The organism is Glutamicibacter sp. JC586, assembly GCF_009805585.1.
Classification (GTDB): Bacteria; Actinomycetota; Actinomycetes; order Actinomycetales; family Micrococcaceae; genus Glutamicibacter.
Window position 1 is genome coordinate 583,378 of the sequence record NZ_VHIN01000002.1, and the last position, 13,596, is coordinate 596,973.

Here is a 13,596-nt window from a genome sequence, read left to right on the forward strand (position 1 = left end):
CGATCTCAAACTTCGATGACATAGAGAAAGTCTCACTTGAGAGATTCCGAAGTTTATCGTTTCCTAGCCCAAGCAAATGAGTTTCTGCCTTCAGGCACTTAGTTTGCCTCCATGCTCTTGAGGGCAAAAAGAAAAGCACCACCGAAAAACCAAAACGGTCATTCGGCGGTGCTATCCCTAAAGCTCTAGGCCCGTGCGCGCCAGTCCTCCAGGAACTGTCCGATGCGGCCTACCGCGTCGGTCAGGTCCCGCACATTAGGCAGCGTCACCAGACGGAAGTGATCCGGGCGAACCCAGTTGAACGCCGTGCCCTGAGTGACCAGGATTTTCTGCGCCTTGAGTAGCTCAAGAGCAAAGACCTCATCATCATGCATTGGGTAAACTTCGGGATCCAACTTCGGGAACATGTACAGCGAGCCCTTGGCCTTCTGCACCGAGACACCCGGGATAGCGGTGAGCAAGTTGTAGGCTGCGTCGCGCTGTTCCAACAGGCGTCCACCAGGCAGAATCAAATCATTGATCGACTGGTATCCACCCAGAGCGGTCTGGATGGCGTGTTGTGCTGGAACGTTAGCGCACAGGCGCATATTGGTCAGCAGGTTGATGCCTTCAATGTAGTCGGCCGCCTGATGCTTAGGACCGGAAATCGCCATCCAACCAGCACGAAAACCGCACACACGGTACGCCTTGGACAGACCCGAGAAAGTCAGGATCAAAACGTCATCGGCAAGGGAAGCAGTATTGATGTGCTCGGCATCATCGTAAAGGATCTTTTCGTAGATCTCGTCCGAGTAAACAATCAGTGAGTGCTTCCGGGCAAGCTCCAGGATCCCTTCAAGGGTTTCCTTTGGATAAACCGCACCGGTCGGGTTATTCGGGTTGATGATCACAATGCCCTTGGTGCGATCGGTGATCTTGGATTCCATGTCTTCTAGATCTGGAAGCCAGCCCTCTTCTTCGGTGTTCAGGTAGTGCACCGGGGTGCCACCAGCCAGTGATACCGAGGCGGTCCACAATGGGTAATCCGGAGCTGGGATCAGGATCTCGTCGCCATTGTTCAACAGCGCGTTCAACGAGAGAGTGATCAGCTCGGAGACGCCGTTACCTAGGTACACGTCATCCACGCCAATGGTTTGAATGCCACGGGTTTGGTAGTACTGAGACACTGCGGTGCGTGCGGAGAGAATGCCACGGGAGTCCGAGTAGCCCTGGGCATTTGGCAGGTTGCGAATCATGTCGACAAGCACCGCGTCAGGCGCTTCGAAGCCGAACGGCGCGGGATTGCCGATGTTCAGCTTGAGGATACGGTGTCCTTCGGCCTCCATACGCTGGGCGTGCTCCAATAGCGGCCCGCGGATGTCGTAGAGGACATTGTGCAGTTTCGTCGATTGCTTGAATTCTGCCATGATTACACTTTCTCATGTCAGGTGTGCAAAACACACCTTGTTACTCGACCGCCGTCGGCAGCGGCCGAAATCCTAGTGGGTCGAATTACAAGAGCAGTGCGTTCCTGCTACTCGATAATCCATGCCCAGCGGGTCGCTGCCTGTGCCGGGGTCATGGCGCCAGGCTTGTTGACCATGCGGTTCAGATCCACCAGAGTCTGTTGCGAGAGTTCGCCGGTGATCTTGTTGAGTTCGCTTTGGGCTTTGTCGTCGACGTTCTCGCCGGCGAGCAGCATGTAAGGCTCGGCGTTGAACAGTTTGGCGCTATCGGAAATGGCTTTGAAGCCTTCGTCGGAGATGATCGAACTACCAGCGCTGATCGCTACGGCTCGGTCCACCGAGGCACGAAGTTGGGTGGCAAGCTCCGAAGTTTCAACGACAGAAATTTTCGGTGACGCGCACCCCTCGCCTTCCAGGGCTGACTGAAGGTTGCTCGTCTCGGTCTCATCTGTGATGACGGTAAGTTTGGCGCAGGCTTTGGCCAAGGAAGACAGTGAATCAACCTCGTGGGTGTAGGCCTCGGCATTGCTCATGACTAATTCCTTGCCGGCGTCTGCCGGGCTCAGGTCAAGTGCTTTGATCTGATCACCGGAGTCGTTGATTTCTGTGCGCAGATTTTTCAGATCATCGGTAGATAGAACACCGTCTTCACCGGTAATGCTCGCAGAGTCTTTGGATAAGAACAGGGCGGTACCGGCTTGGTCTACGGCAACATCAGCCTGGCCATCCTTCACCTGCTTGAACGGATCGTCGCTGGACTTGTTGATCTGGGCTGTATACCCCTTGGATTCCAGAGCCTTCTTATAGACCTCGGCCAGAGTCTGTTCCACTGGACGCTCGCCTCGGGCAATCTTCAGAGTCACGTTCTTGCCGGACTCGTTGGTTGAGCTCTGCTCGTTGGAAGTGCATGCGGCAAGAGGCAGCAGCAGGGCGAGGCAGAGGACACTGAGTCGAGAAGATTTGCGCAAGTTCATATCCCTATTGATTCTATGGCAGAGACTTGAGTTTCAGCGGTTACTTACCGGGCGCGGTCAGTCGCAAGATGCTATCCACACGCTCAATGCAGTTCAACTTCTGAATCTCTTCGCGAGTAAACCAAGCAGCCTGAGAAGTGGATCCGTTGACTTCGTGGCGAAGTTCTCCTCCGGTGAGCTTGGCCCGATAGGTTACGGCGACCGTTTGCATGGGATAGCCTTCACCGGAATATCGTTTGGCTCCAGGAATGACTCCGGTAGTGACATCCAGCAATTCTAATTCGCCGACCGCGTATCCGGTCTCTTCATAGACTTCGCGCTTGGCACCTTCGATAATTGGCTCGCCTAGGTCAATGCCGCCTCCTGGCAGTGACCAGCGAGGCGTGAACTTTGGATCACGATGGCGCATATCCCAGAGCGTCAACAGAATTTTTCCTTCATGCTCTACCAAGCAGTACGCTGCCAGCCTGGTATCGAAGAATTCACCTGTGTGCTCAGAACGACGTGTCATATCCCCAATATATCGGTTTGTTCACCGTTTATTTGCCCTACCGCTCAGGGCATAACGCACATTATTCGCTAAATATCCCACTGAGTCCTTTGGATGTGATGAAATATTCTTATGGTCCCGCACTCAGAGCATTCTCCAAACGTCGATCTAGATGAAATTGATCGAATCATCATCGACGAACTGGTAGCTAACGCACGTATCTCGAACGCCACTTTGGCGCAGCGCGCGGGCATCGCCCCGTCCACTGCCTTGCTGCGCACTCGTTCACTAGTAGAACGTGGCATCCTCACCGGCTATCACGCCGAGGTTGCCCTTAGTTCTGTTGGTCGCACCGTGCAGGCATTAATTTCCGTGAAGTTGCGTGCACACGACCGCGAAAAGATTGATACTTTCGTGGCGCGGATTCCTCGCCTGCCAGAAGTTCTATCCATGTTCCATGTTTCTGGCGGTACGGACTACCTGCTACACATCGCTGTGGGTTCCACTGACGCGCTACGTGACTGGGTCTTGGATAACTTGGCCACGGACGAATCTGTGGGCCACACCGAGACGACCCTGGTCTTTGCTCATCACCGAGGCAACCAAGGTCCCCTGCCATCAGAAGACATGATGAGCTAGTCAGGCTAAGCTCAAAAGTTTTTAACGAACTGAGGTCCCCACCAATTTTCTTGGTGGGGACCTCAATTCATTATGTTCTAAAAGTCTTAGGCGCGACGGCGCTGCATCACTGCATCTAAGTTCAGGCGAGGCTTGGTGGACGATACGGACAGATCCGCAGCTGGCAAGGTGCCTGTAACCGGAGCGACAGTTTCTGCAACTGGTGCGGTCGATTCCTTGGAAGCCGTTTCCTGGGCTGGAGCTTCTGGGATGGACTCAGCACGCTTAGCAGCAACCGAAGTAACCGCTGCGCGCTCTTCCGCCGAAACTTCGGTAGCCAAACGCTTTGCATCTTCCGAAGCCTTCAAGCTGATCTGCTTGCTTGGGCGCAGTGGCTGTTGGGCAGGAAGTGGAGCCTTCTGGGTGCGAGCTGCTGGAGCTTCATTTACGGTCTTCGCAGCCTGAGCAATACGCTCACTTGCCTCGACGTAGGTTGGCTTAGGCACTCGCGTAGGCATCCAAGTATCTGGCTGCTTTACGCCTCCGCGACCGTGAGCCACACGCAAAGCTTCGGCGCGAAGCTCTTCAGCGGTGATGGCAGGAGCCCGGCGAGAGGAACCTGGACGAGCGTCAAATACTTCTTCACCCTCGTGCTTGCGGGCAACAACCTTGTTGGCAGCATCTTCAAATGCAGGAGTCTGGAGGGCTTTCTGACGAGTTGCTTCGAGGTGTTCAAGCAGCTTGCGGTTCCGGTCGCGTACAGCGAGCATCCGCAAGGTGGCGAACGAAGCCACCGCGAGCAACGCGAACAAACCGACCGTGCCAAAGGACAGCGCCGTAAAGGGAGCCAGAACAACTCCAACGACAGTGGCCAAAATTGCTAAGACACCGATCAGTGCAACGGACAAACGACCATAGCGCACACGAATCTTGAGTTGGGACGCAGCATCTTTCTGCGATTCGCTCTGGGACGTGCCAGCCATGTGGGTCCTCCATCACCGATTGGGTCGGTCAAATCTCGTAGAGTCGAATATGACTCTTTCGTCTCAACCCTATTCAACCTTTTGCACGGTGACACGCACATATGTCGGTGTGTCTATAAGTTTTCACCACGAGTCGGTGCATCAAAGAGCGGCGCAGCATCTAATACAGAGAATAAGAGCTCATCGTTCGTAGATGCGTTCGAGCATCGTGGTGGATAGCTCCTCACGATTCAATGCGAAGGTGCGATGATCAGCCCACGCACCGTTGATGTGCAGGAAGCCTCGACGTAAACCTTCGTCCCTGAACCCCAGTTTTTCCACTACCCGAAGGCTGGCCTCGTTCTCTGGACGAATGTTGATTTCCAACCGATGCAACTCTAATGATTCGAAGCAATGATCAATCACCAGGGCACAGGCTTCAGGCATTAATCCGAATCCTGCGTGGCTGCGATCAATCCAATATCCGATCGAACCACTACGTGCGGCACCATACTGAATTCCCGAAAGGGACACCTGCCCAATCAGTGGTGGCCTCGATTGATGTAACTGCGGAAGCGCAATCGCCCATGAGAAACCACTGCCATCACGCGCCGCCTCGTTTTTGGCCCGGATCATTTGGGCAAAGGTCATGGGCTCGGGTACCCCCAGCGGGCTGGTGGGATCCCAAGGCTCCAACCACTGAGTGTTCGCGTAACGCAAGTTAATCCATTCAGTCTCATCTCGCAGGGTCAACTGGCGCATTAGCAGTCTGTCCGAGCTAAGTTCAGGGACCAGACGTGAGGCACGACTAGAGAAGAGCATGAGCACATCGTAGTACCGTTTTCGGAGCAGACCGTGTACCCAAGAAGTACGTTCCAATTCGTTGCGTTGTGCGTAAGCTGTAGTCATGACTGCAAATGCTGCCACCGGCCCTGAAGTGGAAAAGAAAGCCGTCCGCACCAAGATCCGGGCGGCCCGCCAACAGATGGCGGAGGAACAACGAGAGGACCATGGCAAACAGTTGGCCGCTACGGTGCTTGGCTACCTGACATCGAGCACCGGCATCGTGAGGAAAGTGGCAGCTTATTGCTCCTCCCCAGGAGAACCGGATACCTCAATCTTGTTGGATGCGTTGGTCAATGAAGGCATTGAAGTTTACTTGCCTATCTGTGAGCCAGACTTTGCATTGTCTTGGGCGGCTTACACTCCGGGTATTGAATTCTTACCAAGTAAATTGGCGCCGGTTCTTGAGCCAGTGGGACCGCGGTTTGGTAATGAGATCTTTGATGACATAAACACCGTAATCATTCCTGCCCTGGCCATTGACGCGCAGGGACTTCGCCTTGGCCAAGGCGGTGGCTACTATGACCGGTTCCTGCCGCTCATTGATGACTCACCGGTGCGCGTGGCGGCGGTAGTTTATGATGAAGAATTTGTCTCTGAAGGTAGCTTCCCGGTGGCAGAACATGATCAGCCTGTCGACTTAGTTTTCACCCCGACGCAGGTTCATCAAATCCCCTAGCGTTTCTGCTTTGCTGAAGCCATAGTTGCTCTTTGCTCTTACACACAGTTCGTTTACGATTGCCCATGCATGCAAGTACCGCGCAGTTGCATAGGGGAATGAGTTACTTCTTCAAAACCGATACGGCACCTCGCCCACCGGTGATACCAAAACCCAAAGTTCGCGCGGTTCGAACCCGCAGCGAACTGATGCGCCGTTACAGAAAACCCTTAGCTATCGGTTTTGCGCTGTTGGCACTGGCGGGTACGCTGAACGTCTTTTCCTCAGGGCAGCTAAGCCAACGTGAAGTGGTCGTTGTGTCCACGGACATCGCTGCCGGCAGCGAGATATCAGCCAGCCACCTGTCGGTGCAGACAGCTCGACTAGACCCAGAGGATAACGAAGTCTATGAATCCGCAGACCAGCTCGTTGGCCAACGGGTAGCGGTGGGATTAGATGCTGGAACGGTAGTACGCAAATACGCGTTGGTAGGTCCTCAACTATTGGCTGGTGCGCAGTCGGGAACCGTGGCTGTTCCCTTGCGACTCAGTGACCCCGCAACGGTGACACTGCTTCATCCTGGGCAACTTGTGGATATTGTTTTGACCACCGGCGACGGATTTGATCAAGAAATTTCCTCACGCACGATCGCCAAAGCCGTGCCCGTGTTGTGGGTTCCGCAAAGTGCGTCTAGTTCAGAATTCGGCATGCTCAACAGTGCGGCTCCCTCCGGGGAAGGAATCATTGTGGTTGCCGCAGCCAGCAGCTTATCCGATGATCTGTCCGGCGCAGTTTCACGCGGAAAAGTTTCAGCGGTGCTGGTGAATTAGGTGCTTTAGCCCCAGTGCGGTGGCTTTTCACGCTTCATGTGTTCTGCCAAATCTTCTTTGGCGTCGCCCCAGCTCCGAGGATCTTGATCTTTCGCCAGTAGATCAGCCAAGGGGTCGCCCGACCGCTGCGAATTCTTAGCAGACGCTGACGGAAAATTTCCGTCAGCGGACTGTGATCCTGCAACTGCGCGGTCAACGGATTCAGAGTGTGGCACCGGGGTATAGCTGCCGGTGAGTTGAACTCGTTGTTCAAGGTGCTGTGGAGGTGCGACAACGCGCGGTCGCTTTCGGCGACCGCGCGTTGGTTCTTGCTCAGAAGTCATTACTTCTTAGAGCCTGCCTGTTCGGTAGTTTCCTTGGCAGGAACCGGTGCCGGAGTGCTTGGTTCTGCCACTTGCTCATTCGGCGTTTGCTCAGGCTTAGCTTCCGTTTCAGGGGCTTGGTCTTCGTTCTTGTCTTCGGCCTTAGAATCCGGCTTCGGCTCCAATTTAGTCTTGGCCGACTTGAGCAAGCCGGTCTTTTCCTTTGGAGCTTCTTCAGTGGTCACTTCACGAGCCGAAACGGGACGAGCAGCCGCCACTGAGCTACGCGAAGTGGTCTCGGCAGCAACTGCAGTTGCGACCGGAGCCTTGAGTTGCAGGTACGTAGCGAGACGTTCCGTGACCGATCCGGGGTCAGTAAATACGTCGATGGTCCACAGCGGAACATAACGCCATCCGTGCTTCTCGAAGAATTCCGGACGCAGGCGGCTACGCTCACGAACCGTCAACTCTGCATAGTGCTCGGTGCCGTCGTAAACCACTGCCAGCGGACGGATACCGCTTTGCGCAGCGTCAAAGACGTGCGCCGAAAGATCAAGAACATCGCGGTAGTCCTCGGCAACAATCGCTCCACGTTCACGCAGACGGCGGGCCAGGTCAGAGACTAGCGGGTCAAAGCGTGGGTTGCGGGTAGCGCTCACTCCTGAATCGCCAGCCTGGACACGACCAAACAGATCAAAGAACTGTCGGGCACCTCGATAGACGCGGCTCAGGTCAACGTCATTTGGCAACAGGCTAGACACCAAAGTCATACGGATACGTGAGCGGGTCATCGCAGCCACGAAGAGCTGCTCTCCACCTTCACGCGAGAGCGCACCAAATTCATGCAAGGTCTTACCGTGCGTGGTGCGTCCGTAACCCCAAGCGAAGATCACAGCGTCACGGCGCAGGCCGATCAACCGGTCCATGGTCGTGACCACAAATGGTTCCTGCTTTGAACGCAGGTACTGCATGGCGTACTTGTGGTTTGGCAACTGCACACGAATTGCTTCAGCAATGGCTGCGGCATGGCTTCGGTTCGAGGCGATAACCGCCAGGGATTCTCCGCCATGGTTCTTGAAGTGTTCAAAGACTAAGTCAACAACGCGGGCAACCTCAGCCACTGTGGTCTGCACACCGTCTTCACTGTTCATCAGCGAACCGGTGGCATCCGGTACGTATTCGGCGCGCAACAGCGGTGAATTTCCACTGATGTTCACGGCCATTGGCAAACGTGAAATCGTTGAATCATAGTAGGTGGTGGACAGCTGCTCCACCAGGCCTTCGTCAATACCGCGGTAGACAGTGGACAATGAACCAGAGACCAGTACCTTATTCAGTGCGGAGAGCGCCGAGACGTCCTGCTGATGTTCCACCACACGTGCGGTGGGATCCACAGAGACTTCAAAGCGCTTAGGGGCACCAAGCATTTCGTCACCGATGGCTATGACCTGGCTGGAGCGACGTACCGCGTCAAGTACTTCACGCAAGGAGAGGTAGTTAGCCTCAAGAAGGATCACTGCATCAAATTCTGCGTTTTCCGGCAGCGCACTGCCCAAAAGCAATGGTGCTGAGACAATAACCGGGGTCAGCGAACTCGCCAACGGTGCGCCCAGACGGAAGAGGCCAGCGATGCTCGGGGTACCTTCCTTGAGCATATTGCGCAGGGCACGCGAACCTGCGCGATGATCAGCCAGCGCAGCCTTCCAGTTACGCGACAGAGCCCAACGTATCCGCTCCGGACCAGCAGCAATGTGCGCACCATCGGCCAGACGGTAATCAGCCTCGATCTTTTCCAGCTTGGAGCCGTCGTTCATGGCCAGGAAGTCATCCCCGGAAATCATGGCGTCCAGTACGGACTGCCACCACGCCAGTTCCAGTTCGCTGTCCACGGCATCAGCATCAATCTCACGCTCTGCGAAATCATCGAGCAGATCCCCCAAGCCAGCTTCGGTGAGCTGTTCAGAAATCAGGGTACGCTCGGGCAGTTCGCCCAAATCTTCGCGACGGTCTACCAGCGCAGCAATGAGGTCCAGGAGTTCGGCAATAGGCATTTCGCGCAGACGCGAGCCCACGGAGGAAGGCAGCATAGTGGCCAGTTTGTCGATGCGGGCGCCCGCGTCGTGGTAGCCGGCCTCAACATCCAAGAGCCCACCAGGGACCTGTGGGTTGCGCTGGCTGGTAGCGATGGCACGCCAAGCATCACGCTGCACCGATACTGCCTGCAACGCGGACTGCAGGTCCGCAATGTGCATTCCGGGACGAACGTATTCCTTAGCAATCTTGCGCAGGCGGGAACGGACGATGGAGCCCATTTCCACACCGTGTTCGCGGCGCCATGAACTGGTCGCGGTGGCCGCGATCAAATCATCGATGTCGCCTTCAAAAATGTCGGATTCGAATTTATCCAACGAACCACGCACGGCAACCAGCAACTGAAGCTGGTCCCCCCACTTGTCGTAGCTGTCTTCTAGACGGATCTGAGACTGCTGGGCAATCTTCTCCATGTGTTCATGAAGGATTGGAAGGTCTCGGCCCAGACCACTAGCCAACGACAATGCCTGTTCGGTGGCTTCAGCATTACGCAAGGGGGCACCATGCCATGGGCTGGTGGTGTGTTCCTTGGAGTAGGCACCCAACTGGGCTGCACGCTTAAGCTGTGCTGCCACATGACCACGCTGACCCATGGAATCCAATACCGAACGCTTCAGACGCACGGTAGTAGATGGTGCAGGTTCCAGTGCTGCCAAGCGCGCCAGCTCCTGCATGGCCTGGTATGGCGAGCATCCCCAGCGGCTACGCACGGAGTGCAGCGACTTAACGTGTTCGTGCAGGGTATGGCGTGATTCGCGCAGGCGGTTGAATAGTGTGCGTAGCTGAGGTTCGGTCGCCTGCTCGTTGCGCAGGATCGCCTTAGTCAGCAAGGTGCGCAGCTTATCTGGATCCTCGTTGGGTTCCAGCAAAAGGCTGCCGGCATCCAGTTTCTGGTTAAAGAGCTGGACAAATTCTTCGGCGGCTGAACGTTGTTCGGCCACCACCAGTACGCGCTTACCTTGAGCGGCCAACAATGCGGCCGCGTTCAGTGCGGTCTGTGTTGCACCGGTTCCGGCAGCAGCGTTGATGGCTACCGATTCACCGGCAGAAATGTAGTCGAGCATCTTGGCCTGAGACTCATCAGCGTCCAGCAAGTACAACTCATTCTCGGGATCACGATCATCCGAAGATTTAGCCAGCGTGGTATTGCCGGTGTGTACCTTGCGAGCCGAGTTCTCCTCGGAAACCACACCGTTCTGCTTACGCGAGCGGGTGGAGTCTTTGAGAATGTTGCGCACTCGACCAAAGCGCGAGCTTGGCTTTTCGTTGCCACTTCCCTCTTCGCTCTGATTCTCTTCGGCCTTGGCGTCTTCGGTCGCTGACTCGGTTTCACCCTTGGTGACGGTGCCGGCAACGCTTGGCTTTGCAGCTACAAGCTTGGCTAGGGCGGCCGCGGACTTATTTTCTGTTGCTGCTTTGGCCTGCTTCTCGTATTCGTCATAACGAATCAGTGCGTCAATGACTGGGTGCGAGGCCGAGAGCTTCGCCGGATCAGCTGGATCCATGAGTTCTGAGAACGTGGAAAGCAACAGGCGGTGTCCGACAACTACTCCGGGCACTTCTGACATCTGCTGGCGCAGGGCATCCATGCCACGAGCCGGGTCAAAACGAGCGATGGAGTACGCGGCAGCGTCCACTGCGTCCACGTCCACGCGTGCTTCGTGGTCCGCTTCAAACTGGCGGATGAACGCTGGAGACACGGTGGCACGGCCGACCAGCTGCAGGTCATAATCATCAGCGTCAACGTGCTTGGTCAGCGTGATGCGGCCGAGCATGATGGGAGCGGAGACCGGCTCGCTCTTACCATCATGGACTGCTCGCCAATTGGCGACACCGGCGGCGAGGTAGCCAACATCGATGCCGCGCTCTTCCCAGAGCTCGCTGATTTTTGCCGACAGGGCGCGAGCGGTGCGACGTGCGGTGGCGTACTGCTCTGCGTCATGCAGCAGGGTGGAAAGGCGCGTGCGCCGTCCAGCAAGAAACTGCGCCAGACCCGAGGGGTTGGCGTGAGTGATATCGATGCTATTGGACGTCGAGGGAGCAAACCGCAAAGTGGTATCAGCACCCGCACTTTGTCCCAGGGATTTCACCCAGGTTGCTACCCGTTCGTTGGTAGCATTCTGTCCACTAGCCACGACAGTCATTCCCTTCACTGAACCGACCACTTTCGGGCGCACTGCGGTACAGATGCGCCACTCTCTAACGTAGTGCACAAGCCCCGCAGATCACCGGTGCGAAACACGTTTTAACTGCGAGAAGCGGAACCGGGACCGACATTGGCTCGCATTCATTAAGCTTCATTGTGTTCCGCAAAAGGAAAACTCCCAGCTTTCAAAATAGAAACTTGCACCTCGGTAAAGTTCTCAAATTTCGATCGGCCAAGCACTGAAGCAGAGAACTAAAGACCCGACAGGGTTCAACCCAAGGCAATAAACGGTGAATTGCCGCGTTGCAATGATGTTTCGAACGTTGGATACCCATTGCGCAACTCGTTCGAGCACAAGAGACCAATGCCATGTAAACAGAAGACATAAATTATAAACGTCTCGTCAATAATCATTGAACAAGCTAACCCAGTGGTTTCATGGCAGGCACGTCATTAACAGTCATTAAAACGAAAAAGCGATCCGGACTTGGGAAAATAGGAGTGTCTAGCTTCTATTCCACCGAAATCAAGGATCACCTTTTCAGTGCACCATTCTACCCACGTTTTCCCTGCACTCCCGACCCAACTCACCAGCCAAGCCTTGGTCTCCCACGCAGGCTTGTCGGTGCTGAGCAACTTCTTGAACGCCTTGGACTTCCGGCGGGTCTGCGAAGACCGTTTCAGCCAGTTCGTGCCGGCCAGCGCAACCCACCGGCCAGGAAGAATCCTCGGCGCACTGGCACTCTCGCTGGCTGCCGGCGGCGAGCAAGCCACAGACATTAGCCAGCTACGCGCCTGCTCAGAGCTCTTCGGCCCCGTGGCGTCCGATGCCACGGTCAGCCGATTCATGCACCGGGTCAAGGAACAACCAGAAGCCTTCGGCTACGGGTTCGCCACCATGACCCGCAGCCTTCGCTCCAAAGTCTGGACGGCGGCCGGGCCGCGGAATCCAGCCCAACACGCGACGGCAAACAACCCTTTGATCATCGACATCGATGCCTCCTTGGTGCACGTGCACTCCGATAAAGAACACAGCGCCGGTACGTATAAAGGCGGGTACGGGTTCTCACCCATGATCGCCATGGCCGACTACGGCAAACCCAACGGCACCGGAGAAGTCCTCGCGGTGCACCTTCGCCCTGGAAACAAAGGAGCGAACTCAGCGGCCTCACATATCGAAGTGCTCACCCAGTCCTTGGCCCAGCTGCCGGACGATTTCTATGACGAACACGGGAACCTCATTGGCGAAAAGATCCTGGTCCGCACCGATAGTGCCGGCTCTTCCCGCGAGTTCCTGCACCACCTGGATTCGCTGGGGATCCAATTCTCCACCTCGTATTCGCTGCCAGTCATCAAGGAACGGTTCATCCGGTGGATCGATGAGAAGAAGTACTGGGAACCAGCGCTGGACGCTGACGGCGTCCAACGTGATAATGCGTGGGTGATCGATGCCAGCAAGGTGATAGAGCTGAAAGGCTACCCGCCAGGAACCCGGATCTATTTGCGTGCTGAACCGTTGCATCCCGGGGCGAAAGCGAACTTGTTCGATACGGACGGGAACCGTGTCACGGCGTTCCTGACCAATAGCCCGAGGTTCAACGTGGCATTCCTCGATGCCCGGCATTGGGCGCGGGGCCGGTGCGAGAACAGGATCAAGACGTTGAAGAGCACGGGGTTGGGCAAGCTTCCGTATTGGTCTTTTGCCGCGAATCAGGCGTGGGCAGACCTGGCGATGCTTGCACTGAATCTGGTGTCCTGGTTGCAGCTGGCCGTGCTACCCAGCGGGCACGAGGCAAGTTGCTGGGAGTTGAAGCGGTGGCGGTACCGGCTGTTTTCGATGGCGGGGAAGATCGTTTCTGGCGGCCGGCAGCGCCGGCTTCTGATCCCTGAGAGGGCGCCTGAAGCGCAGCTGTTATGCCAGTTGCAGAAGGGTATCGGTGAGTTGTTTCAGCGGTGGAGGCACGGCGAGCTGGCCGCCTGAACTGGTGGTTGTCCTGTTGTTTCTTTGGTTTTCGGAAGGTCATTTCAGTCCAGGTTGGTGGAGCTTGGCACCCAGCGCCGGTGGTTCAAGGCGCTCTTTGGCGTTAGCAGAATCGAAGACGGCCACCGGGAATCCTTTGGTACTGGATTTCGGTGACCGTCTGAACTCCGATGAAAAAGTTGGGCTAAATCTTCATACGTTACCGAGCTATTTAAACGGTTGCACAGGTAACGGCATGAGCACTTGCCAATGCGCG

The 13,596-nt window shown here is 55.9% G+C and carries 11 protein-coding genes; 4 read left to right on the forward strand and 7 right to left on the reverse strand.

Features of this window, described 5'->3' with window-relative positions; translation table 11 throughout:
* Positions 1-185: 185 nt before the first annotated feature.
* From FJV47_RS02920 to FJV47_RS02930, 3 genes are all read right to left on the reverse strand, one after another.
* Positions 186-1,406 carry a pyridoxal phosphate-dependent aminotransferase gene (locus tag FJV47_RS02920; protein ID WP_159609843.1) on the reverse strand — a complete coding sequence of 407 codons (1,221 nt, stop codon included), beginning with the start codon at positions 1,404-1,406 and terminating at the stop codon, positions 186-188.
* 107 nt (positions 1,407-1,513) lie between these two features.
* Positions 1,514-2,419 carry a glycine betaine ABC transporter substrate-binding protein gene (locus FJV47_RS02925; protein ID WP_159609844.1) on the reverse strand — a complete coding sequence of 302 codons (906 nt, stop codon included), beginning with the start codon at positions 2,417-2,419 and terminating at the stop codon, positions 1,514-1,516.
* A 40-nt stretch (positions 2,420-2,459) separates the two neighbouring features.
* Positions 2,460-2,930, reverse strand: coding sequence for an NUDIX hydrolase (locus tag FJV47_RS02930; RefSeq protein ID WP_159609845.1), 471 nt, complete (start codon positions 2,928-2,930; stop codon positions 2,460-2,462).
* A 111-nt stretch (positions 2,931-3,041) separates the two neighbouring features.
* On the opposite strand from FJV47_RS02930, the gene FJV47_RS02935 reads away from it, so the two are divergent.
* Positions 3,042-3,548: an Lrp/AsnC family transcriptional regulator gene (locus tag FJV47_RS02935; RefSeq protein ID WP_159609846.1), complete on the forward strand. Its 507-nt coding sequence runs from the start codon at positions 3,042-3,044 to the stop codon at positions 3,546-3,548.
* A gap of 86 nt (positions 3,549-3,634) precedes the next feature.
* On the opposite strand, the gene FJV47_RS02940 is transcribed toward FJV47_RS02935, so the two are convergent.
* Complete coding sequence (locus FJV47_RS02940) at positions 3,635-4,510, reverse strand: hypothetical protein (RefSeq protein WP_159609847.1); 876 nt, start codon at positions 4,508-4,510, stop codon at positions 3,635-3,637.
* 180 nt (positions 4,511-4,690) lie between these two features.
* On the reverse strand, positions 4,691-5,398 hold the full coding sequence (locus FJV47_RS02945; RefSeq protein WP_235026313.1) for a GNAT family N-acetyltransferase: 708 nt from the start codon (positions 5,396-5,398) through the stop codon (positions 4,691-4,693).
* Between FJV47_RS02945 and FJV47_RS02950 the strand changes: the two genes are divergently transcribed.
* The gene (locus FJV47_RS02950) at positions 5,397-6,011 is read left to right on the forward strand and encodes a 5-formyltetrahydrofolate cyclo-ligase (protein WP_159609848.1); all 615 of its coding nucleotides are present in this window, start codon (positions 5,397-5,399) and stop codon (positions 6,009-6,011) included. The two genes, FJV47_RS02945 and FJV47_RS02950, sit on opposite strands and share 2 nt — an antisense overlap.
* Positions 6,012-6,109: 98 nt before the next feature.
* The gene (locus tag FJV47_RS02955) at positions 6,110-6,820 is read left to right on the forward strand and encodes an SAF domain-containing protein (protein ID WP_159609849.1); all 711 of its coding nucleotides are present in this window, start codon (positions 6,110-6,112) and stop codon (positions 6,818-6,820) included.
* A gap of 5 nt (positions 6,821-6,825) precedes the next feature.
* Here the strand turns inward: FJV47_RS02955 and FJV47_RS02960 are convergent, their stop codons facing one another.
* Both FJV47_RS02960 and FJV47_RS02965 read right to left on the reverse strand, forming a co-directional pair.
* Positions 6,826-7,143: a hypothetical protein gene (locus FJV47_RS02960; RefSeq protein WP_159609850.1), complete on the reverse strand. Its 318-nt coding sequence runs from the start codon at positions 7,141-7,143 to the stop codon at positions 6,826-6,828.
* The gene (locus tag FJV47_RS02965; RefSeq protein ID WP_159610086.1) at positions 7,143-11,357 is read right to left on the reverse strand and encodes a DUF4011 domain-containing protein; all 4,215 of its coding nucleotides are present in this window, start codon (positions 11,355-11,357) and stop codon (positions 7,143-7,145) included. Before FJV47_RS02965 ends, FJV47_RS02960 begins: the two co-directional genes overlap by 1 nt.
* A gap of 546 nt (positions 11,358-11,903) precedes the next feature.
* Between FJV47_RS02965 and FJV47_RS02970 the strand changes: the two genes are divergently transcribed.
* Positions 11,904-13,340 (forward strand): IS1380 family transposase, encoded by a 1,437-nt coding sequence (locus FJV47_RS02970; protein WP_159609851.1) that lies wholly within the window; start codon positions 11,904-11,906, stop codon positions 13,338-13,340.
* Positions 13,341-13,596 lie beyond the last annotated feature (256 nt).

Excerpts from the sequence above, each read along its gene's own strand:
- FJV47_RS02920 (WP_159609843.1), bottom strand. The coding sequence starts at position 1,406 with ATGGCAGAATTCAAGCAATCGACGAAACTGCACAATGTCCTCTACGAC.
- FJV47_RS02925 (WP_159609844.1), bottom strand. The coding sequence starts at position 2,419 with ATGAACTTGCGCAAATCTTCTCGACTCAGTGTCCTCTGCCTCGCCCTG.
- FJV47_RS02955 (WP_159609849.1), top strand. The coding sequence starts at position 6,110 with ATGAGTTACTTCTTCAAAACCGATACGGCACCTCGCCCACCGGTGATA.
- FJV47_RS02945 (WP_235026313.1), bottom strand. The coding sequence starts at position 5,398 with ATGACTACAGCTTACGCACAACGCAACGAATTGGAACGTACTTCTTGG.
- FJV47_RS02940 (WP_159609847.1), bottom strand. The coding sequence starts at position 4,510 with ATGGCTGGCACGTCCCAGAGCGAATCGCAGAAAGATGCTGCGTCCCAA.
- FJV47_RS02965 (WP_159610086.1), bottom strand. The coding sequence starts at position 11,357 with ATGACTGTCGTGGCTAGTGGACAGAATGCTACCAACGAACGGGTAGCA.
- FJV47_RS02950 (WP_159609848.1), top strand. The coding sequence starts at position 5,397 with ATGACTGCAAATGCTGCCACCGGCCCTGAAGTGGAAAAGAAAGCCGTC.
- FJV47_RS02935 (WP_159609846.1), top strand. The coding sequence starts at position 3,042 with ATGGTCCCGCACTCAGAGCATTCTCCAAACGTCGATCTAGATGAAATT.
- FJV47_RS02930 (WP_159609845.1), bottom strand. The coding sequence starts at position 2,930 with ATGACACGTCGTTCTGAGCACACAGGTGAATTCTTCGATACCAGGCTG.
- FJV47_RS02960 (WP_159609850.1), bottom strand. The coding sequence starts at position 7,143 with ATGACTTCTGAGCAAGAACCAACGCGCGGTCGCCGAAAGCGACCGCGC.